The organism is Paractinoplanes toevensis, from assembly GCF_018332695.1.
GTDB lineage: Bacteria > Actinomycetota > Actinomycetes > Mycobacteriales > Micromonosporaceae > Actinoplanes > Actinoplanes toevensis.
In genome coordinates, this window is sequence record NZ_BOQN01000070.1 from 13643 (window position 1) to 34889 (window position 21247).

Genomic DNA, 21247 nt, shown 5'->3' on the forward strand with positions numbered 1-21247 from the left:
GGTCAGGACAGGGGGCAGGTGTTGCGGTAGTCGGAGAGGGCGATGCCGGTGGGGCCGGGGCAGAGGAACTGGTCGTAGCGGGTGTCGTTGTCGACGAAGCGCTTCAGCCAGGCCACCGTCAGGCGGCCGGTCAGCGTGTTGACCGACTGGGGGAAGAAGTGGCTGGCTCCCCGCAGCTCCAGGTACGCCTTCTCGGAGGACGACGGGATGGTGTTGTAGAACGGGATGGAGTGGCTGGCCACGGGGGCGATCGTGTCGGACTGGCCGCCGATGATCAGGGTCGGGACCCGGTCGTCCGACCAGGACTTGTCGCTGTTCCACGGGGCCAGCGGGACGGCCGCCTGCAGGGACGGGCGGTCCTTCGCGGCCTCCAGGCTGCCGCCGCCGCCCATCGAGTGGCCGGCCACGGCCAGGCGGGACGAGTCCACCCGGCTGCGGACCGAGCTCTGCGTGGTCAGGTAGTCCAGGGCCGCCAGGAGCTGGTCGCCGCGCTGGGCCGGCTGGTCGAGCAGGGTGTTGGTCTCGATGCCGATCACCACGAAGCCGTGCGAGGCGATCCGCGGGCCCAGCCAGGAGATGCTGGACCAGGTGGCGGTGAAGCCGGGGGAGATGGCGATCGCGCCGAACGTGCCGTCGGCGGTGCTGGTCGGGTAGTAGATGACGCCACCGCCGAAGCCGGTCACCAGCGACGAGACGTTCGTCTGCGAGACCGCGTACGGGCCGCGGGTGGCGTCCAGGGCGGCGGTGGTGGGTGCGGGGCCACGCTCGTAGGGGTTGTCGGCGGCGTAGGCGACCGCGGTGGGGGCCAGCGCCAGGAGGGCGGTGGCGACCACGGCGGCCAGGATGCGGCGAATGGGGTTCATCGAGGACGCTCCCGAAGGTGTCGGCGATTGATGGCGGTCAGTGTTTGCGCCGGTCGTCGGGGAGCGCATCGGCGAAATCACCAGTGCTGGCAATGAGTGCGTAATAACAGGGAAATATTCGTCAGGCGAAAAGTCCCTTCTCTCCGGGTCTACCGGTTGGTAAGACTGCGGGCATGGTTGATGCACGGGTGGTGCAAGAACCTGTCCTGTTCGGGCGTTCCGAGCTGGTGGACAGTGGGTTGTCGGTGCTGTCGGCCGAGGGCGGCGGGCTGGTCTATCTCGGGTCGCCGGGGGCGGGGCGCAGCTCGCTGCTGCGGGCGGTGGCCGGGCAGGCGGCCGGGTGGACGGTGCTCGCCGCGCCGGGTCTGTCCGATGAGGTCGATCTGCCGTATTCGGGGGTGCAGCGGCTGCTCGACCCGGTGCTGGCGGATCTGCCCGGCGGGCGACATGACGGCTTCGTGCGGGTGATGGAGGGGCGCGATCCCGGCGACTGCCGGCTGCAGATCGGCATGTCGGTGGTGGCGCTGCTGAGGGCGGTGGTGGCGCGGCGCGGGCCGGTTCTCTGCCTGGTCGACGACGCCGACCTGCTCGACTTCCCGTCCTGGCAGCTGATCAAGCTGGCGATCCGGCGGCTCGGCGGGATCCCGGTGGTGCTGCTCGCCACCGCGGTGGATTCGCCGGCCGGCCGGGAGGTCGCCTCCGGGCTGCCGGCCCGGGCGGTGGGGCCGCTCGACGAGCGGGCCGCCCACGCGCTGATCCGCCGGGTGGCGCCGGACGTCGCCGACGAGGTCGCGATCGGACTCGTCGAGCTGGGCGCGGGAAATCCGGGAGCGCTGGTGGAACTCGGCGAACGACTGACCGCGCAGCAGCGGCGCGGATTCGCGCCGCTGCCGGAGAGCCTGCCGCCGGACAGCGCGCTCGGGCACCGGCTCCGCGCCGCCGTGGCGGCGCTGCCGGCACCGACCCGGGCCATGCTGCTCCTGGCCGCGGCGCCACCCCAGGCCGGCCTCGCCGACCTGGCCTGCGCGCCGCCCCCACCGACCACCGGCCGGGCGGTGGGCGGGCTGGGGGATCTCGAGCCGGCCGAGCGGGCCGGGCTCGTCGAAGTGTTCGAGGCGGGGGTGCGGTTCCGGCCGCCGGTGCTGCGTACGGTCATCTATCAGGACGCCCCGATCGGCCGCCGCCGGCAGGCCCACCTGATGCTCGCCGGGATTCTGGCGGCCCGGGGCCGCCGCCTGCCGGCCCTGCTGCATCGCGCCGCGGTCGCGGCGGCGCCCGACGACGTCCTTGCCCGCGACCTGGTCGAGGCCGCGGCGGGTGCGGCGCCGGCCGAGGCCGCGCTTGCCTTGCGGTACGCGGCTGAGCTCGCCGCCGACCCCGCCGTCCCGCTGCTCGGGGCGGCCCGGTCGGCGTGGGCGGCGGGCCGCCCGCAGGACGCGGTGCCGCTGCTGCGCCGGATCGCCCGGACCGTGGCGCCCGCGGGGGTGCGGGCCCGCGCCCGGAGCCTGGTCGCCGAGCTGAGCCTGCGGGGTGCCCCGCTCTCGGCCCGGGACATGCTTCTCGACGTGGCCGCCGAGCTGCTCCCCACCGATTTTCCCGGAGCCCTCGACGCGTTGCTGCTGGCCGGCGAGGCGTGCGGCCGGGCCGGTGATCCGGGCCGGTTCACCGCGCTGGCCCGCGAGGCGGAGGCCCGGGCCGGGACGGCGAGCGGAAATGACCTGGCGGTGCAGCAGATCGCCGGGCTCGCCGACCTGATGTCCGGTGCGGACGACGCGGCGTTCACGCACTTCCGCGCGGTGCTGCAGCTGGCGGCCGGCGTCGACGACCCGAAACTGCTGATCCCGGCGGCGATGGCCGGTGTCCTGATCGGTCAGGACCGGCGGGGTGCGGAGATCGCCGGCCGGGCGGCGGCGCTGGCCCGCGCGGCCGGGGTGCACGCGCTGGTGCCGGCGGCGTTGGAGGCCGCCGCGTACGCCCAACTGGCCGCCGGAAACTATGCGGCCGCGACCGACACCGCCCTGGACGGCGCGGCCGCGGCCCGGCGGGCCGCCCGCCTGGATCTCGCCGACACCCACGTCGCGCTGCTCGCCGTGCTGGCCGCCCTGGTCGGCGACCGCCCCACCACCGAGCGGCGGGCCACCGACGCCACCGCCCGGCACGACGAGGCCCGCGATCTCACCGACTGGGCGTACGCCCTGCTCGACCTGGTCGAGGGCCGCCCGGCCGACGCCGCGACCCGGCTGGCCGCGATCGTCGCCGCCCCGGCCGGCCGCGGGTCGGCGATCCTACGGGTGGCGGTGATCCCGCATCTGGTCGAGGCGGCCGGCAGTGCGGCTCCGCCGGTGGACGCGTTCGACGCCTGGGCGGGGCGCACCGGCGAACCGTCCTGGCTGGCCCTGCGCGCCCGCTGCCGGGCCCTGCGGACCACCGACGGCGACGCCGCCGACGACCACTTCCGGGAGGCGCTGCGCCGGCATCATCACGGTTTCGCCCGGGCCCACACCGAGTTGCTGTACGGCAGCCACCTGCGTCGCCGCCGTCGCCATCTGGAGGCTCGCGACCACCTGCGTCAGGCGGCCGAGACGTTCCATCGCCTGGACGCGGCACCGTGGGCGGTGCAGGCCACCCGGGAGCTGCGGGCGGCCGGTGACCGCGTGCCGGCGATGACCACCTCGCCGCTGACCGCCCAGCAGGAACGCATCGCGGGCCTGGTGGCCGACGGCGCGACCAACCGCGAGGTGGCCCAGCAGCTGCACCTGAGCCCGCGCACGGTCGACCACCACCTGCGCAACGTGTTCGCCCGCCTGGGCGTCCGCTCCCGCACCGAACTGGCCCGGCTGCTGGCTGCGGGATAAGAAGGCTCGCGGCGGGCTGATTGAGTTGGGCCATGCACCCAGCACCGATCAACGCGGTCATCTTCGACTTTCACGACACGCTGGTCGCCGGGGGTGAACCCGGCCGGTGGATCGAGGACGCCTTCCGCCACCTGGCCACCGCCCCGACCCCGACCGAGGGACTGCCCGCGCATCTCGACCGGCTCTGGCACCACGCCCACACGATCGACCCGGACAGCGAGCGCGACCTCAGCGCCGACCGGCACCGGGACGTCTTCACCCGGACGATCGCCCTGCTGCCGGACATCGCCCCGGAGCTGATCGCCGCCCTGTACGCGGTGCTGCCCGACCAGTGGACGGTCTTCGACGACACGTTGCCGGTGCTGCGGGAGCTCAAGGCCCGCGGCGTGAAGATCGCCGTGCTGTCCAACATCGGCCTGGACATCCGCGGTTGCCTCGAGCGGGCCGGCGTCGCCGACCTGATCGACGCGGTGGTGCTGTCGTTCGAGGTGGGCCTGGTCAAGCCCGATCCGGCGATCTTCGCGCACGTGCTGAAGCAGCTCGACGTCCGGGCCGGCGAGACGCTGATGGTCGGCGACAGCCCACGCGACGACATCGGCGGGGTGTCGCTGGGCATCCGGACCTTGATCCTGCCTCGCACCGAGGGACCCGTGCACGGTCTGGGCGTGGTCACGGCCTTCTCGGCACCACCAGCGGAGTCCCGGTCCGGGGATGGGGGAGCACCTCCACGTCGTGCTGGTACACCTCGGACAGCAGTTCCGGAGTGAACACCGACGAGGGTGGCCCCTCGCTGCGGACCCGGCCGGCCGCCAGCACGCAGGCCCGGTCGGCGTAGGCGGCGGCCAGGCTCAGATCGTGCAGGACGACGATCACCGCCGTGCCCGACGCGGCGCGGGCGCGGGTCACCGACAGCACCAGCTCCTGGTGGCGCAGGTCTAGGGCCGCGGTGGGCTCGTCGAGCAGCAGCAGCGGGGTGCGCTGGGCGAGCACCCGGGCCAGCGCGACCCGTGCCTGCTCGCCACCGGAGAGCGCGGGAAAGGGCCGGGCCGCGAAGCCGGTCGTCTCGGTCAGCTCCATCGCCTCGGCGACCGCGTCCTCGTCCTCGGCGGCTTCGGGCCGCCCCGACCAGGGCGCGCGGCCCATCCGGACGACCTCGCCGACGGTGAACGGGAAGGACAGCGCCGCCTTCTGCGGGAGGACGGCCCGCAGCCGGGCGAGTTCGATCGGCTTGTAGGAATCCAGCGGGCGCTCGTCCACCATCACCTCCCCGGAAGACGGCAAATCGCCCGAGACGGCGGCGAGCAGCGACGACTTCCCGGCGCCGTTCGGCCCGACCAGCGCGACCACCTCACCCGGCGACACGTGCAGGTCGACCGAGGAGACGACGGTCCGGCCGCCGAGCGACACCGACACTCCGGTGGCCTTCATCCCCAGCCTCCGGCCCGGGCCCGGGTGCGCCGCAGCAGCCAGAAGAACGCCGGCCCGCCGACCACCGCGGTCAGCACGCCGAGCGGCAACTCCTGGTAGTCGATGGCGGTCCGGGCGATCAGGTCGCCGGTCACCACCACGACCGCGCCGCCCAGCGCGCTCGCCGGCACCAGCACGCGGTGGCCCGGCCCGGCGATCATCCGGATCAGGTGCGGCACGATCAGGCCGACGAAGCTGATGATCCCGGTGAACGCGACGGCCGACGCGGTGAGCAGGGCGGTCGCGACGATCGCGATGATCCGCAGCCGTTCGGTGTCGACGCCGAGGTGCCGGGCCGGCCGTTCGCCCAAGGCGAGCAGGTCGAGGCGCCGGGACAGCGCGACGGCGACGGCCAGGCCGGCCAGCGCGCACGGCCCGGCCACCGCCACCGCACTCCAGGTGGCCTGGGCGAGGCTGCCCAGCTGCCAGAACGCGATGGCCCGCACCCCGTCGTCGTCGGTCAGGAACATCAGCAGGCCGAGCAGGGCGCCGGCGGTGGCGTTGACGGCGACGCCGGTGAGCACCAGGGTCACCACCTCGGTGCGCCCGCCGGCCCGGCTCATCGCGTACACGATGAAGGTGGTCACCACGCCGCCGGCGAAGGCGGCGGCCGCGGTGGTCCACGAGCCGAGGACGGTGATGCCGCTGACGATGGCGGCGGCGGCGCCGACGGCGGCGCCGGAGGAGACGCCGACGACGCCCGGCTCGGCCAGCGGGTTGCCGAAGACGCCCTGCATGAGGGCGCCCGCGCAGCCGAGCGACGCGCCGACGATCACCGCGAGCACTACCCGGGGAAAGCGCACCAGCCACAGCGCGTTCTCGCCCTGCACGGCCGACGGCAGCGGTCCGATGCCGAGGCCGAGCCGGTGCAGCAGCGAACCGGCCACCTCGGACGGCGAGATCGGCACCTGCCCGCGCCCGGCCGCGAGCACGCACACGGCCGCCAGACCGACGATCAGGAACCCGATCAGACCCATCTTTTTGTACGCGGTCAGCACGGCCCGTAGACCGCCTTGGCGAGCGCCTCGACGGCCTTGCCGGTGCGTCCGCCGAAGTTCAGCAGGATGCCGTCGTCCATGTCGACGATGCGGCGGTTGATGCCGGCCGGGGTCTGCGCGACGCCGGGCAGCTTGAGCAGTCCGTCGACCCCGCCGACCGATCGCAGTCCCTCGGTCATCACCAGGATGACGTCGGGGGCCGCGTTGATCAGCCCTTCGCTGGTGAGCGGCCGGAACTTCGTGAGGCCGATCGCGGTGCCGGCGTCGGTGGCACCGATCGCCTCGATCATGGCGTCCGAGCCGGCGCCCCGGCCACCGATCAGGAAAACGCCGGCGGTACCCCGTACATAAAGGAATGCGATCTTGGTTTGCCGGCCGTCGGCCGGAGCGCTCTTCCGGGCGGTGTCGATCTCTTCCTGTACCCGTTCGACCAGGCGTTCGCCGGCCTCGGCGACGCCAAGAGCGCCGGCCACCGCCCGAATGTGTTTCGGCACCGCGTCGAGGTTCTGGGTGTCGTCGACGATGACCACCGGGATGCCGGCCTCGCGGATCTGGTCCAGTGCGGTGGCCGGGCCGATGCTGTCGTCGGCGAGCAGCACCGACGGGTTCAGCTTGAGGACCGCCTCGGCCGACAGGTCGTGCCCCTGCGGCGTGACCAGCGGCAGCCCGGCCGCCGACGGGAAGGTGGTCGAGGTGTCCCGGCCGATCACCCGGCCGCCGAGGCCGAGACTGAAGACGAGCTCGGCGAGCGAGCCGTAGAGGTTGACGGCCAGGATCCGGTCGGCGCTGGTGACGGTGACCTTCCGGCCGTCGGCCGAGTCCACGGTGACCGGCAGGACCGGCGCCGGTTTCGGATCGAGCGGGGTGACGTCCTCGGAGGCGAGCCGGGCGGTGGTGACGCCGCAGGAGTTGGTCGTGCTCTCGGCCGCGCCGACCTCGCTGACCGACGTGCAGCCGGTCAGCAGGAGCACCGAGACGAGCAGGGCGCGGCGGATCATCGCGACCTCCGGCCGAAACGGCCGACCAGGACGGCGAGCAGCAGCCCGGTGAGGAACGCCCCGCCGATCGCCCACCAGTGACCGAGGGGAGTGGCCGTGCTGGTCCTGGTCAGCGTCGGTCCGAAGGCCTGCAGTTCAACCGGCTCGGTGGCCTCGGCCGACGGCGGTGCCTCGGTGGCCAGCTTCCCGGTCGGTGGCCCGACCGGCTTGCTCTGCTTGACGGCCGGTGCGCTTTTCCCGGGCGCGGCGGTGACGGCGACGCCGGAGCCCGAGGCGCTGCCGGTTGCGGCGGCAGCGAATCGGACCGGGATGCGCATGTCCTGCGAGCGGTCGCTGGTGCGGGTGTGGTCGGCCCGGGTGACGATCGCGCAGCCGCGGACCGCGCAGTCGACATCGCCGATCATCTGACTGACCTGGATGGACACCCGGAAGGACCCGTTCTTTCCGTACGGCGTGGCAAGCCCTTCTCCATATGCCGGCGGGTTGGACGAAATCCACGCGGAGCCGCCCGAGCTACCACTCAGATCGGCGCCGCCACCGCACGGGGAGGGCAGCACTCCCGCGCCGTTGTCCAGGCAGAACGCCACGTAGATGCCCTTGGTCGCGTCATATCCGGACCCGGAGACGGTGACCGTTTCGCCGCTTCTGGCAAGCCCTTTGGTTTTCGACACCGACAGTTTCCTGGCAGCCAGAGCGGGAGTGCCGGTCGTCACGAATGTCAGCAGAGCGAGAGCTGTTACCCCAGCTCTCAGGCCTATGCGCACCTGTCTCCTCCACCGAAGTTGCTGAGCCGAGCAGGACTGGATCTTGAATTGCCCGGAAGTTTAGGTGAGGCTACCCTAACTGCGCCCGCATCAGTGGGTGCCGCCTCACCGGAAGGAACACACAGAGCATGGGCACAAACCACGGCCTGAATCGGGCCGCCCTGCGCGCCGGCCTGCTCGGCCTGAGCACGGCCGCGGCGCTGATCGTGGCCGCGCCCGCCGCGATGGCCGCGTCCACCGACGTCGCGGGGGGAAGCCTCGACTGGGGCTTCAAGGCGTCGTTCCGTGGCTACGTGTCGGGTGGCAACGGCACCCCGCCGATCGCCGCCACCAACGGGGCCGCCATCAACGCGGACGGGACGTTCGACTTCCCGGCCGGCGGCGGCACCTACGACGCGGCGGCCGGCACGGCGAGCATGCAGTACCGGGGAACGATCGTGTTCTCCTACCCGCTGCACGGATTCACGATCACCATCGCGAACCCGAAGCTCGTCGTGGACGGTGACGGCGAGGGCTCACTGCTGGCCGATGTGGACCTCACGGCCACCACCCAGCCCAGCGCGCACGTCGACGGGGCCGAGCTGGCCACCGTGACGACCACGGCGCCCACCGTCACCGACGGGGCCGTCACGTTCTCCAACCTCGCCGCGAAGCTGTCGGCCGGTTCGGCGAGCGTGTTCGGCGGCTTCTACGCCACCGGCGCCGCGCTCGACCCGATCACGGCCTCCGCCTCGGCCTCGGCGGGCTCCGGCCCGACCGACCCCACCGACCCGACCGATCCGACCGACCCCGAGCCCGGCAACGGCTCGGCGGCTCAGACGATCAAGGCGGCCGTGGCCGGTGGCGCGCTGACCCTGACCTCCGCCGGTTCCGACGTGAACCTGTCGGCGGTCACCCCGGGTCAGACCGCGATCGGCAACCTCAACGCGGTCACCGTCAGCGACCTGCGCGGCACCAACGCCGGGTGGGACCTGGTCGGCCAGGTCACCGACTTCACGTCGGCGGCCGGGACCATCCCCGCGGCGAACCTCGGCTGGACCCCGACCGCCGCGGTCGTGGCCGGCGGACTGAAGGCGGCGAACGGTGTGCAGAACGCCGTCACGCCGGGCGGGCCGGTCACCCCGGGCACGGGCCTGGGCGCCAGCAAGACCCTGTGCAGTGCCGAAACGGGAAGCAGCCTCGGCAGCTCGACGTGCGGCGCGGCGCTGAACCTCGGTGTTCCGGAGTCCAGCGCCGCCGGTGAGTACAGCGCCGTCCTCACCCTGACCCTCGCCTGATACCAGGGCACACAGGGGAACCGGCCGGGAAATCCGCAACATTTCCCGGCCGGCTCGCCCCTATCGTAAGGAGTCACATGATTGTCGTCCGAGGAGCGCTGGCCGCGGTTCTCGTTCTCGCGCCCGCCGCCCCGGCGCAGGCCGCGCCCGGCGAGACGAGCGTGCGCTGGTCGGTGCAGCCCTCCACCGCCAAGGGGCCGGACGGCCGGGACTACATCATCCGCAAGGCCGCGCCCGGCGAGCGGATCACCGACTACGTCGGCATCACCAACCTGACGCGGCGGCCGCTCACCTTCAGGGTGTACGGCACCGACGCGTACAACACCGACGACGGCTCGTTCGCCCTGCTCCCGGCGGCGCAGCAGCCCACCGACCTGGGCTCGTGGATCGCGCTCGGCGCGACCGAATACACCGTCGCGGCGAACACCCGGCTCGACGTCCCGTTCGCCCTCACCGTCCCGGCCGGCGCGACCCCCGGCGACCACGCCGGCGGCGTGATCGCGTCGGTCAGCGAGGAGCAGACCGACGCCTCCGGCCGTACCGTCCTGGTCGATCGCCGCGTCGCGGCGCGGGTCTACGTCACCGTGGCCGGCACGGTCGCTCCCACCCTGAGCATCGACCGGGTCAGACTGGAGTATGCGCAGTCCGCGAACCCGGCCGACGGTGGCGACATGACCGTCACCTACCTGGTGAAGAACACCGGCAACCTGCGCCTGACCGGCACCGGCACGGTCAAGGTCACCGGCCCGTTCGGCTGGGAGCTGGCCCGCACCGCCGCGATGGAGATCCCCGAGCTGCTGCCCGGCGGTTCGATCACCGTCACCGAGAAGATCCTCGGCGTGCAGCCCACCGTGCACCTCGACGCCGACGTCAGCGTGGTGCCCGCCGGCTTCGGCGCCGGGTTGCCGGCCGTCTCCCGCACCACCGGCGTGTGGGCCTGGCCCTGGGCCCTGGTCGCCGTGCTCGGCGCCGCCCTGCTCTACCTGATCCTCCGCCTGATCCGCCGCGCTCGCCGAACGAACTAGGGAAGGACCTCCACCATGACGGGATTCGCCGCCCGCCTCCGCAAGGCCACCATGGTCGAACACCGGGAGGCCGAGACCAGGTCGTTCATCTCCCGCCTGATGGCCGGTTCGGTGCCGCGCGCGGGCTTCGCCGCACTGACCGCCCAGTACCTGATCGTCTACCGCGAGCTGGAGGCGGCGGCGGAGGCGATGCGCGGCAACGAGATCGCGGCGCCGTTCGCCGACCCGGCCCTGAACCGGGTGCCGTTGCTGGAGGCCGACCTCGCCCACCTCGGTGGCTCCTACCCGGCGACCGCGGCCGCCCAGCGCTACGCCGATCACCTGCGCGCCCACTGCCCCACCTCGCCCGAGCACTTCATCGCCCACCACTACGTGCGCTACCTGGGCGACCTCAGCGGCGGCCTGCTGGTCGGCAAGAAGGTCGCCGCCACCTACGGCCTGCACGACGGCGGCGTCTCGTTCTACGACTTCGATCACATCGCCGACCCGAAGTCCTACAAGATCGCCTACCGTGAGCGTCTCGACGCACTCCCGCTCCCGGAAGAGCGGCTGTCGGTCCTCATCGCCGAGGCGCAGCACGCGTTCAGCCTCAACGGGGCGGTCTTCCAGGAGCTCGGCGCGGCCTACCCGGAGGAGATCTCCCCGGCGGCCTGATTACTCCCGGAGGTCCGGTGACCGGCGACTTCCCCGATTCGCTACGCCCGGCGGCCAGCACGCCGGCCGTCACCTTCGCGTCGGGCGGCGAACAGCTGCTCGGCCTGCTGCACCTGCCCGCCGGTCCCGGCCCGTTCCCGGTGGTGGTGCTGCTGCACGGCTTCCCCGGCAACGAACGCAACTTCGACCTGGCCCAGGCCCTGCGCCGGGCCGGCTACGCCGCGGTGGTGTTCCACTACCGCGGCTCGTGGGGCGTCGGCGGCGCGTGGTCCTGGCAGCACGTCCTCGACGATGCCGCGGCGGTGGTCGAGCAGGTCCGCGCCGACCCGCGGTTCGATCCCGCCCGGGTCGCGGTGGCCGGGCACAGCGTGGGAGGTTTCGCCGCGCTGCACACGGCCGCCGCCGACCCTTCGGTCGGCGCCGTCGCCTCCCTGGCCGGCTTCGATCTGGCCGCGCTGGCTGCCGCCACGAGCGCCGATTCGGATGTACGTGCGGAGTGGGTGACCGCCTTCGACGACGAACTGCGGCCGTTACGTGGTACGTCCGGCACGGCGCTCATCGCCGAGGCGGAGGCGGCCGGCGACACCTGGCGCCTGCCCGAGCTCGCCCCGGCCCTGGCCGGCCGCCCGGTGCTCCTGATCGGCGCGAGCCGCGACCCGCTGTCGGTCCAGGCGGTCCACCACGACCCGCTGGTCGCGGCCTACGCCACCGCCCGCCTCGAACACCACGCCTTCCCGACCGACCACGCCCTCTCCGACCACCGCCTGGCCGCCGCCTCAACCCTGATCGACTTCCTGAACCGCAATCTCGCTTAGCGCGCCCCCACCGGCCGAAGCCCAGCACAAACGATCTCGATCATGCGCCGCTGTGCGTCGCCGTCGCGGTCTCTTTCCCGGTCGCCGTCGCCCTCGCGGTCGCCGTCGCTGTTGCTGTCTTTGGCGCGGGCTAGGCAGCCGGCGATCAGGGCCTTGATGTCGGCGGTGTCGGCGTCCGCGCGGACCGCGCCGGCCTCTTGCGCCCGGGTGAGCATGCCGGTCATGGCCGCGCCGAAGTCCCGGATGGCCGTCGACGCCTCGGCCTGGAGATCGAAACCGGCTCCGGTGAGGGCGTCCCCGACGGCGTGATCGGCCGAGCTCTCGCCGACCAGGAACGCGAAGAACGTGAAGAACGCCGTAGCCGGCGGTTCCTGGGCGGCGATCTCCTCGGCGCGGCGGACCAGGTGCTCGATCCGGTGCAGCGCGACCGCCCGGAAGAGCGCCTCCTTGGTCGGGAAGTGCCGCGTGACGGTGCCGGTGCTGACCCCGGCCCGGCGGGCGATCTCGCGAATCGGCACCGCGGCACCGTGCGCCGCGAACGCCGCGAACGCCTCTTCCAGCACCCGAGCCTGGTTCCGCCGCCCGTCCGCGCGCTGAGCCCGCGCTGGTTCCAAGCCGGCGTCCGTGCGCTGGGCTCGAACCGGCTCCGCGGCGGCTTCGGCGCGCTGGGCCCGAAGTGGTTCGGCGTCGGTGTGCTCGGGCTGGGGTGGGTCCGCGGCGGCGTCGGCGTGCTCGGGCTGGGGTGGGTCCGCGGCGGCGTCGGCGTGCTCGGGCCGGGGCGAATCCGCGGCGGGTTCGGCGCGCTGGGGTGGTGGGGTTCGCTCCGGTGGCGGCATCGTTGCGATCGTAAGCCCTGCCCGGCCGGTGGACTCGGGTGCCGCGGTCAGCCGGGGAGTGGGCCGAACCCGCTGATGTCGTAGCGCATGACCTCGACGCTGCGGACGCCCGGCATCGGCGGTGCGTCCTGCGGGCGGCCGGACAGGTGAGCCTCGAGGTCGGCCGGCGACTCCCACCGCTCGTAGATGTTGACCCGGTCGGCTTCGACGGGGTCGGCCGCCACCACGTAGTCCAGGCATCCCGGTGCGGTCCGGGCCTGGCGCAAGGCGGGGGCGAGGCTTTCCAGGAGTGCGTCGCGGCGGTCGGGATCGACGTGGCCGGTTCCGGCGACGATCAGCATGACTGGCCTCCAGGGTGGACGTCTCGGTGCTCCGGACGCACTGTAGCAACTAAACGGCACACGCGTGCCGGATAAATCTCGGCGTCGGACATCGAGAAGTTTCGGCCGGCCTTCTTCGATGCCACCGGTCGGGCCTGGCCGAGCCGGCTCTTCACCCTCCGGCGAGCGCTGTCCGGAGGTCGGCGGGGGGGCTTGCCGGCCGGGCCCGCCCGGCGGGGGCGCGCGGAGAGCGCGCCCCGCGTCGCGGAACTGGTGCCACGGGACCGGTCCCTTCGCGTACGGAAAAAGGAGCCGGCGGGGCGGCCGAAACGGGCAAGATCGGGCATCGGGGGCGGCCCGATCGGGCAGAGTGCGGGTAACGATTTGGGTTCGGGCTTCCCGGCGGACGGTGCCGGGAAGCCCGGGTCTCAGGCCTTCTCGACCTCGACCGGGGTGATCAGCACCCGGTTGCGGCCGGTCTCGCGGATCGCGCCGGTCAGCGTCACCGAGCCTCGGCACGGGAGGTCGCCGGCCGACGTGCCGACCATGATCTCCAGCTCGCCGGGCTCGACTATGCGCCGCAGGTCGCGGGCGGTGAAGGCGGTGCGGTCGGTGTGGACCTTGAAGCGGACGTCCTTGGCCTCGCCCGGCTCGAGCGGCACCCGGGCGAAGCCGGTCAGCTGCTTGACCGGGCGGGTGACCTGGGCGACCACGTCTCGCAGGTAGAGCTGGACCACCTCGTCGCCGGGGCGCTCGCCGGTGTTGCGGACCCGCACGGTCACCGTGAACTCGCCGTCGGTCGGGACCCGCGCCTCGCTGATGCGCAGGTCGTCGACCTCGAACGTGGTGTACGAGCGGCCGTGCCCGAACGGGAACAGCGGCGTCGGGTCGAGGTTGCTGACCCCGCTGTTCTCCGCGCCGAGCACCGGCTGGAGGTAGGTGCCGGGCTGGCCGCCGGGGGTCTTCGGGATCTGCACCGGGAGTTTCGCCCCGGGCTGGACGCGGCCGGTGAGCATGCCGGCGATGGCCGAGGCGCCCTCCTCGCCGGGCATGAACGCCTGCACCAGCGCGGCGGCCCGCCCGGCCACCTCACCCAGCGCGTACGGCCGGCCGGAGACGACGACCACCACCACCGGCGTGCCGGTGTCGAGCAGTGCCTGCAGCAGCTCGCCCTGCACGCCCGGGAGCCGCAGCTCGTCGGCGTCGCAGCCCTCGCCCGAGGTGCCGTGGCCGAACAGGCCGGCCAGGTCGCCCACCATCGCGATGCAGACGTCGGCGCCGCGGGCGGCCTCGACGGCGGCCGCGAAACCGGACCGGTCGTCGCCGGTCACCGTGCAGCCGGGCTCGTGCACGACCTCGGCCGCCAGCTCCTGCCGCAGCGCGTCGACCGCGGTCGGCACCGCGATGCCCAGGCCCACTCCGGGATAGCGGGGCAGCACGTGGTTGGGGAAGGCGTAACAGCCCATGAACGTACGCGGGTCGGCGGCCGCCGGACCCACCACGGCGACCTTCCGCAGCTCCGGATCGAGCGGTAGCGATGATCCGGGGTCGAGCAGGATCACCGACTTCTCGGCCATCTCCCGGGCCAGGGCCCGGTTGGCGGGGGAGTCCAGGTCGACCTGGCCGGCGTTGGCCACCGAGCCTTCCGGGGTCCAGCCGGCGTCCAGCAGGCCGAGCTCGATCTTCTGGGTGAGCAGGCGGCCGGCCGCCCGGTCGATCAGCTCCTCCGGCACCTTGCCGATCAGGCCCTCGCCGAAGCCCAGCGTGTCGGGCAGTTCCACGTCGATGCCGGCCGCCAGGGCCTGCAGGCCGGCGTCGTCCATGGTGTCGGCGATCCGGTGCATGGTGGCCAGGAACGGCACCGCCCAGTAGTCGGAGACGACCGTGCCGGTGAAGCCCCACTGCTCCCGCAGCACCTCGGTGAGCAGCCACGGGTCGGCGCCGGCCGGCACGCCGTCGACGTCCGAGTAGGAGTTCATCACCGAGGCGGCGCCGGCCTCGCGGACCGCGGTCTCGAAGGTCGGCAGGATGACGTCGAGCAGCTCACGCCGGCCCATCGAGACCGGGCCGTGGTTGCGGGCGCCGCGCGAGGCCGAGTAGCCCGCGAAGTGCTTGAGGGTGGCCAGGACGCCGGCGCTCTGCAGGCCGCGCACGTAACCGGCGCCGAGCAGCGCCACCAGGTAGGGGTCCTCGCCGATGGTCTCCTCGACCCGGCCCCAGCGGTAGTCGCGGACCACGTCGAGCACCGGGGACAGGCCCTGGTGGATGCCGAGGGCGGCCATGTCGCGGCCGATCGAGGCGGCCATCCGCTCGACCAGCTCGGGATCGAAGGTAGCGCCCCAGGCGATCGCGGCGGGGTAGACGGTGGCGCCGAACGCCGTGAAGCCGGTGAGGCACTCCTCGTGGACGATGGCCGGGATGCCGAGCCGGGAGTTGCCGAGCACCACCCGCTGCTGCCGGATGACCTCGGCGGCGCCCTCCTCGACGGTCAGCGGGACGCTTCCATAGACCCGTGTCAAGTGGCCCAACCCGTTCCGGCTGGCCTCCGACAGCGGTACGGTGCCCGAAGCGGCGAAAACGTCCTGCATCGGGGCGACGTTCAACGTCTCCTCCGGTTCGGTGCTGGGCGCCTCGTCGCCGGAGTCCTGCATGTCGTTCCCGACCCACCGGCTGCCGAGCTGAGCAACCTTCTCCTCGACGGTCATCGCGGCGAGCAGGAGTCTGACACGCTCCGGAACCGGTACCGCCGGATCCTGCCAGGGCTGGGGGGCCTGTCCTTCGGTCACGGCGACACTCCTCAAGACGTTCCTCATATGTTCCGAAACTTTCAGTACTTTCACAGCAGAACTTATCGCTCGGTCGTGCCGCGACGCAGGGGTGCCCGCTGGGGTCCACTCTTGCGCTGGGAGCGCGACCAGAGCAAGACCCTTGACATGATCAAGCTGAAACCCTACGTTAACGAAACCTCACGTTAACTTGCGGTCGTCGTTCGAAAGTTGCAGGCTTTGTGACGGCGGCTACCCCGATTCCACGACGATCCACTCGCCGCGGCAGGGCGCGGCACTCGAGTACGGAGATCAGCGTGTTCAATAGCAACATTTCCCGGCGGAACTTCATGGGTCTGACCGCGGGGGCCGCCGGTGCTGCGGCCCTCGCTGCATGTGGCAGCTCCGGCCCGAGTGACAAGGGCAGCAGCAGTGGCGGCAGCGGAAGCGGCAGTGCCTCCTACTGGTCACTGAGCGGCGAGCCCGGTGAGCCGATTCGGCAGGCGGCGATCGACCGCTTCAACAAGGCGAACCCCGACACCAAGATCACCCCGACGTTCTTCCAGAACGACGCGTACAAGCAGAAGATCAAGACCGCGATCGGTGCCGGCCAGGCCCCGACGCTGATCTGGGGCTGGGGCGGTGGCGGCCTCAAGTCGTACGTCGACGCCAACCAGGTCGTCGACCTGACCGACTGGCTCGGCCAGAACGCCGCGGTCAAGGACAAGATCCTGCCGTCGTCGTTCGGCGCCGGCACGGTCAACGGCAAGGTGTACGCCCTGCCGGTCGAGACCGTGCAGCCGATCGTGCTGTACTACAACAAGAAGGCCTTCGCGAAGATCGGCGCCAACCCGCCGCAGTCGTACGGGGACATTCTTGACCTGATCCCGAAGTTCAACGCCAAGGGCATCGCGCCGTTCTCGCTCGCCGGCCAGTCCCGGTGGACGAACATGATGTGGCTCGAGTTCATGCTCGACCGCCAGGCCGGCTCCGAGGTCTTCGACAACGTGTTCGCCGGCAAGGCGGGCTCGTGGTCCGACCCGCAGGTGCTGGAGATGCTCACCAAGGTCCAGGACCTGGTGAAGCAGAAGGCGTTCATCAACGGCTTCTCGTCGATCACCGCCGACTCCAACGCCGACCAGGCCCTGCTCTACACCGGCAAGGCCGCCATGATGGTGCACGGCTCCTGGTCGTACGGCATCCAGAAGGCCGACGGCGGCAGCTTCGTCAAGGACGGCGGCCTCGGCTGGATGAACTTCCCGCCGATCGACGGCGGCAAGGGCGACCCGAGCAACACCGTCGGCAACCCCGGCCAGTACCTGTCGATCTCCTCCAAGGCCAGCGCTGCTGACCAGGAGACGGCCAAGAAGTTCTTCTCGACGACGCTGGTCGACGACGACGAGAAGGCCGGCTGGGTCAAGTCCGGTGGCGTGCCCGTGCTGAAGAACAGCGACAGCCTGTTCACCGGCGACGACGCGCAGTTCCTCAAGGACATGTCGGCCATCGCCTCGGGCGCCAAGACCTTCGCCCAGTCGTGGGACCAGGCGCTCAGCCCGACCGCGGCCGAGACCCTGCTGGACAACATCGCCAAGCTGTTCCAGCTCCAGGTCACCCCGCAGCAGTGGGTCGACAACATGAACGGGGTCATCGGCAAATGACGACGCTCGCTCCGCCCGCCGTACGCGTGCAGGAGCCAACGACCGCTAAAGGCGGGCGGAGCGGCTCCGTCGTGTGGATGGCAATCCCCGCGCTGTTGATGTTCGTGGCGTTCGGGATCATCCCGTTGCTCGGTGTCATCGCGCTCAGCTTCACCACGTGGGACGGCATCGGCGACATCCATCCCAGTGGGCTCGACAGCTGGACGGCGGCCCTGAAAGATCCCGGGCTGCCGCACGCCATCTGGGTGACGTTCGAAATCATGTTCATCTCGTGGCTGGTGCAGACGCCGATCTCCATCATGATCGGTGTCTTCCTGGCCGCCACCAAGAAGTACCGCGGGTTCCTGGCGGTGCTGTACTTCATCCCGCTGCTGCTGTCCTCGGCGGCCATCTCGATCACCTACAAAGCCCTGCTCGACCCGAACTTCGGGCTCGGCGCGGGTTTCGGGGTCGACTGGCTCAAGCAGGACTGGCTGGGTGACTCGAAACTCGCCATCGGCGTGCTGATCTTCGTGGTGTCCTGGCAGTACATCCCGTTCCACTCGCTGATCTACCAAGGTGCGGTCCGCCAGATCCCGACGTCGATGTACGAGGCGTCGATGATCGACGGGGCCGGCCGGGTGCGGCAGTTCTTCTCCATCACGCTGCCGCAGATCAAGTACACGATCATCACGTCCTCGACGCTGATGGTCGTCGGCTCGCTGACCTTCTTCGACCTGATCTACGTGCTCACCGGCGGTGGCCCGGGTGATTCGACACGGGCATTGGCGCTGGAGATGTACCAGAAGGGCTTCATGGCCAACCTGATGGGCCCCGCGTCGTGTATCGCGGTGATCCTCGTGTTGTCCGGTGTGGTCCTTGCTCAGTTGCTGCGCCGCCTCGGTGGCCGTGGTGACGAGAGCATGCAGGAAGGAGTCTGAGATGGCGACGGTATCTGTTTCGGGCACCCCGGCCCCGACCCGGCGGCGCAGCCCACTCGCGAAGCTGCTGCGACTGAACCTGTTCGGCGGCGCGCTCGGCTGGGTCTGGCTGTTCATCGTGATGATCCCGATCTACTGGATCGTCATCACGAGCTTCAAGACCCAGGCGAACTACTTCATCACCAACACGTTCGCCCCGCCGTCGGATCCGACGTTCGCGAACTACAAGGAAGTCATCGACAACGAGATCGTTCGATACTTCCTGAACAGCGTGATCGTCACCGTCGGCGCCATCGTGCCGGCCGTGCTGATCTCGTTCATGGCCGCCTACGCGATCATCCGCGGCATCGGCAACCGCTTCCTGCGGCTGACCAACTCGATGTTCCTGATGGGCCTGGCGATCCCGCTGCAAGCGGTCATCATCCCGGTCTATCTGATCATCATCCGGCTCAAGCTGTACGACACCCTGCTCGCCATCGTCCTGCCGTCGATCGCGTTCGCCATTCCGCTGTCCGTCCTGGTGCTGAGCAACTTCATCCGGGACGTGCCGAAGGAACTGTTCGAATCGATGCGGATGGACGGTGCCACCGAGTGGGGCACCCTGTGGCGGCTGGCGTTCCCGCTCACCCGCCCCGCGCTGGTCACCGTGACCATCTACAACGCGCTGGGCATCTGGAACGGCTTCCTGCTGCCACTGGTGCTGACCCAGAGCCCCGACCAGCGCACCATCCCCTTGGCGCTGGTCAACTTCCAGGGCCAGTTCGGCGTGAACACACCGGCCATCGCCGCCTCGGTCACGCTGACCACCATCCCGATCGTCCTGCTCTACGCGATCGGGCGCCGGCAGCTACTGAGCGGTCTTACCGCCGGTTTCGGCAAATAGGGCAGTGCTCTCCCGGATCACCAGCTCGGTAGCGAGCTCGACCCGGGGAGTCTCGATGGGCTCGCCACGCGACAACCGCAGGACGGTACGCGCGGCGAGCCCACCCATGTCGGCGAGCGGCTGGCGCACGGTGGTCAGCGGGGGCGCCGACCAGCGGGCCTCCGGCAGGTCATCGAAGCCGACCACGCTCAGGTCGTCGGGGATGCGGATGCCGCGCAGCCGGGCCGCCTCGTAGAGCCCCAGCGCCATCTGGTCGCTGGACGCGAAGATCGCCGTCGGCGGGTCGTCCCGGTCGAGCAGCCGCTGCCCCGCCTGGAAACCCGACTCGTGGTGGAAGTCGCCCGGCTCGATCAGCCGCCGATCCAACCGCAGGCCGGCCTCCTCCAGAGCGGCCCGGTAACCGTCCAGCCGTGCACGTGAACACAGCAACTGCTTAGGACCCTCGACCAGGCCGATCTTGGTGTGGCCCAGGGAGATCAGGTGCTCGGTGGCGCTGCGCCCACCGGACCAGTTCGTCGCCCCGATCGTCGGGACGTCCGCGGCCACGCCGCCGGCCGGATCGATTATCACCATCGGAACGTTCAGCCGGTGCAACTCGGCGCTGATCGGGCCGGCCCCGTCGGAGATCACCAGGATCACGCCGTCGGACTGGCGGGCGCGCAGGTTCTGCAGCCACTGCCGGGTCGACGCGGTCCGCCGGTGTATCGCCGAAATGACCGTGCCGACACCCGCCGCGTGGTTGACCTCCTCGACGCCGCGGATCAGCTCCACCGCCCACGGGCTGTCGAGGTCCTGGAAAACGAGGTCGATCAATCCGGCGCGGAGCGGCTGCCGAGAGTTACGGGGCCGATAGTCGTGCTCGCGTAGGAGATGCTCGATCCGGTCCCGGGTCTCGGGCGACACGTCAGTACGCCCGTTGAGCACCCGCGACACCGTAGGAACCGACACTCCGGCGGCTTCCGCGATGGTCGCGATTGTCACCCGTCGTCCGACCACGGTCATCCGACTCTCCTCGCCTGCCGCGGGGGCCCTCTTCGAAACTTTCGACCGCGGTGCCGGAAGTATTGCACATAGACGACTGGCCAGCGATAAGGCAAGGGCAGAATGTCCTCCGAGCTTGCCGGCGGAGAGGATCCAGCGATGACCCGGACCGGAGTGTCTCGGCGGTCACGCCACACCCGTACCTCGGCCCTCCTTGCCGCCCGGACCGACGACGAGCTGTCGGCGCTGGTCCGGGGCGCGCCGGTCGAAGCCGTGGGCGTCGGGGGCGGTTCCGCGGTGCTCGATGCCGGCGGTGTGCCGGTGTTCGCCAAGCGGATCCCGATGACCGGCCGGGAGCTGGCTCATCCGCGCAGCACGGCCAACCTGTTCGGCCTGCCTCCCTTCTGCCAGTACGGCATGTTCCGCCTCGCCGGTCCGGGCTTCGGCGGCTGGCGCGAGCTGGCGGCGAACCTGATCGTCACCGAGGGCGTCCTGGCCGGTGAGGCGCAGTCGTTCCCGCTGCTCTACCACTGGCGCGTGCTTCCCGGCCGCCCGGCAATCGCACCTGAGCACCGGGACGTCGACGCCGTCGTCGCCCAGTTCGGCGGCGACCGGGCCGTGCGCATCCGCCTCGAGGAGTTGGCCGCCGCGACCTTCAGCCTCGTCCTGTTTCTCGAGTACGTCCCGTATCCGCTCTTCGACCGGCCGAACGACCCCGAGACGCTGGAGCGGCAGTTGTTCGAGATCGTGGCGTTCCTGGCCGGCCGCGAGCTGCTGCACATGGACGGGCACTTCGGCAACATCCGGACCGACGGCGAACGGATCTACCTGGGCGACTTCGGGCTGGCCACCTCACCCCGGTTCGACCTGTCGCCCGCCGAGCGCGACTTCGTCGCCCGGCACGCCGGCCACGACGCCGACTACGCGGCCATGCGCCTGGCGAACTGGCTGGCCACCGCGGTTTGCGGGGTGCCGGTGCCGGCCACCGGAGGTCCGGTCGCCCGCAACGCGTACGTTCGCCGGTGCGCAACCGCCGGTGTTCCGCCGGACGTGCCGGCGGCGGTGGCGGCGATCCTGACCCGGCACGCTCCCGCCGCGGCGCGGATGAACGACCTGTGCTGGCGCCATTTCGACGGCGACATCCACGCCGAATATCCGGGCTCGTAGG

Annotated in this window: 19 protein-coding genes; 10 read left to right on the plus strand and 9 right to left on the minus strand. The window is 71.4% G+C overall.

Annotated elements, in window-relative coordinates; translation table 11 throughout:
* Positions 1-2: 2 nt before the first annotated feature.
* Positions 3-863: an alpha/beta hydrolase family protein gene (locus Ato02nite_RS27455; protein ID WP_213009519.1), complete on the minus strand. Its 861-nt coding sequence runs from the start codon at positions 861-863 to the stop codon at positions 3-5.
* Positions 864-1036: 173 nt separating this feature from the next.
* On the opposite strand from Ato02nite_RS27455, the gene Ato02nite_RS27460 reads away from it, so the two are divergent.
* The gene (locus Ato02nite_RS27460; protein WP_213009520.1) at positions 1037-3718 is read left to right on the plus strand and encodes a LuxR C-terminal-related transcriptional regulator; all 2682 of its coding nucleotides are present in this window, start codon (positions 1037-1039) and stop codon (positions 3716-3718) included.
* Positions 3719-3750: 32 nt separating this feature from the next.
* Complete coding sequence (locus tag Ato02nite_RS27465) at positions 3751-4485, plus strand: HAD family hydrolase (protein WP_213009521.1); 735 nt, start codon at positions 3751-3753, stop codon at positions 4483-4485.
* Here Ato02nite_RS27465 and Ato02nite_RS27470 read toward each other — a convergent pair.
* Genes Ato02nite_RS27470 through Ato02nite_RS27485 form a run of 4 tightly spaced genes read right to left on the minus strand, consistent with a single transcriptional unit; the run spans position 4388 to position 7852 of the window.
* Complete coding sequence (locus tag Ato02nite_RS27470; protein WP_213009522.1) at positions 4388-5146, minus strand: heme ABC transporter ATP-binding protein; 759 nt, start codon at positions 5144-5146, stop codon at positions 4388-4390. The two genes, Ato02nite_RS27465 and Ato02nite_RS27470, sit on opposite strands and share 98 nt — an antisense overlap.
* The gene (locus Ato02nite_RS27475; protein ID WP_246607456.1) at positions 5143-6183 is read right to left on the minus strand and encodes a FecCD family ABC transporter permease; all 1041 of its coding nucleotides are present in this window, start codon (positions 6181-6183) and stop codon (positions 5143-5145) included. Before Ato02nite_RS27475 ends, Ato02nite_RS27470 begins: the two co-directional genes overlap by 4 nt.
* Complete coding sequence (locus Ato02nite_RS27480; RefSeq protein ID WP_213009523.1) at positions 6177-7181, minus strand: heme/hemin ABC transporter substrate-binding protein; 1005 nt, start codon at positions 7179-7181, stop codon at positions 6177-6179. The genes Ato02nite_RS27475 and Ato02nite_RS27480 overlap by 7 nt, the downstream gene beginning before the upstream one ends.
* The gene (locus tag Ato02nite_RS27485) at positions 7178-7852 is read right to left on the minus strand and encodes a hypothetical protein (protein ID WP_213009524.1); all 675 of its coding nucleotides are present in this window, start codon (positions 7850-7852) and stop codon (positions 7178-7180) included. Before Ato02nite_RS27485 ends, Ato02nite_RS27480 begins: the two co-directional genes overlap by 4 nt.
* Before the next feature lie 221 nt (positions 7853-8073).
* Between Ato02nite_RS27485 and Ato02nite_RS27490 the strand changes: the two genes are divergently transcribed.
* From Ato02nite_RS27490 to Ato02nite_RS27505, 4 genes are all read left to right on the plus strand, one after another.
* A complete protein-coding gene (locus Ato02nite_RS27490) occupies positions 8074-9222 on the plus strand; it encodes an HtaA domain-containing protein (RefSeq protein ID WP_213009525.1) in 1149 nt (382 codons plus the stop codon).
* A 77-nt stretch (positions 9223-9299) separates the two neighbouring features.
* Positions 9300-10247: a WxL protein peptidoglycan domain-containing protein gene (locus Ato02nite_RS27495; protein WP_213009526.1), complete on the plus strand. Its 948-nt coding sequence runs from the start codon at positions 9300-9302 to the stop codon at positions 10245-10247.
* Between the two features lie 15 nt (positions 10248-10262).
* On the plus strand, positions 10263-10901 hold the full coding sequence (locus Ato02nite_RS27500; protein ID WP_213009527.1) for a biliverdin-producing heme oxygenase: 639 nt from the start codon (positions 10263-10265) through the stop codon (positions 10899-10901).
* Between the two features lie 17 nt (positions 10902-10918).
* Positions 10919-11716, plus strand: a complete 798-nt coding sequence (locus tag Ato02nite_RS27505; RefSeq protein ID WP_213009528.1) for an alpha/beta hydrolase family protein — start codon at positions 10919-10921, stop codon at positions 11714-11716.
* Here Ato02nite_RS27505 and Ato02nite_RS27510 read toward each other — a convergent pair.
* From Ato02nite_RS27510 to Ato02nite_RS27520, 3 genes are all read right to left on the minus strand, one after another.
* Positions 11713-12552, minus strand: coding sequence for a TetR/AcrR family transcriptional regulator (locus tag Ato02nite_RS27510; protein WP_213009529.1), 840 nt, complete (start codon positions 12550-12552; stop codon positions 11713-11715). The two genes, Ato02nite_RS27505 and Ato02nite_RS27510, sit on opposite strands and share 4 nt — an antisense overlap.
* A gap of 47 nt (positions 12553-12599) precedes the next feature.
* Positions 12600-12893, minus strand: a complete 294-nt coding sequence (locus Ato02nite_RS27515) for a putative quinol monooxygenase (protein ID WP_213009530.1) — start codon at positions 12891-12893, stop codon at positions 12600-12602.
* Positions 12894-13300: 407 nt separating this feature from the next.
* A complete protein-coding gene (locus Ato02nite_RS27520; RefSeq protein ID WP_246607457.1) occupies positions 13301-15658 on the minus strand; it encodes a beta-glucosidase family protein in 2358 nt (785 codons plus the stop codon).
* A 296-nt stretch (positions 15659-15954) separates the two neighbouring features.
* Between Ato02nite_RS27520 and Ato02nite_RS27525 the strand changes: the two genes are divergently transcribed.
* From Ato02nite_RS27525 to Ato02nite_RS27535, 3 genes are all read left to right on the plus strand, one after another.
* Positions 15955-17295: an extracellular solute-binding protein gene (locus Ato02nite_RS27525; RefSeq protein ID WP_213009532.1), complete on the plus strand. Its 1341-nt coding sequence runs from the start codon at positions 15955-15957 to the stop codon at positions 17293-17295.
* A gap of 77 nt (positions 17296-17372) precedes the next feature.
* Positions 17373-18215: a carbohydrate ABC transporter permease gene (locus Ato02nite_RS27530; protein WP_246607458.1), complete on the plus strand. Its 843-nt coding sequence runs from the start codon at positions 17373-17375 to the stop codon at positions 18213-18215.
* Between the two features lies 1 nt (position 18216).
* Positions 18217-19098, plus strand: a complete 882-nt coding sequence (locus Ato02nite_RS27535; RefSeq protein ID WP_213009534.1) for a carbohydrate ABC transporter permease — start codon at positions 18217-18219, stop codon at positions 19096-19098.
* Here Ato02nite_RS27535 and Ato02nite_RS27540 read toward each other — a convergent pair.
* Positions 19063-20100 carry a LacI family DNA-binding transcriptional regulator gene (locus Ato02nite_RS27540; protein ID WP_213009535.1) on the minus strand — a complete coding sequence of 346 codons (1038 nt, stop codon included), beginning with the start codon at positions 20098-20100 and terminating at the stop codon, positions 19063-19065. The genes Ato02nite_RS27535 and Ato02nite_RS27540 overlap by 36 nt on opposite strands.
* Positions 20101-20238: 138 nt before the next feature.
* On the opposite strand from Ato02nite_RS27540, the gene Ato02nite_RS27545 reads away from it, so the two are divergent.
* The gene (locus tag Ato02nite_RS27545; protein WP_246607459.1) at positions 20239-21246 is read left to right on the plus strand and encodes a protein kinase family protein; all 1008 of its coding nucleotides are present in this window, start codon (positions 20239-20241) and stop codon (positions 21244-21246) included.
* The last annotated feature ends 1 nt before the right edge of the window (position 21247 follow it).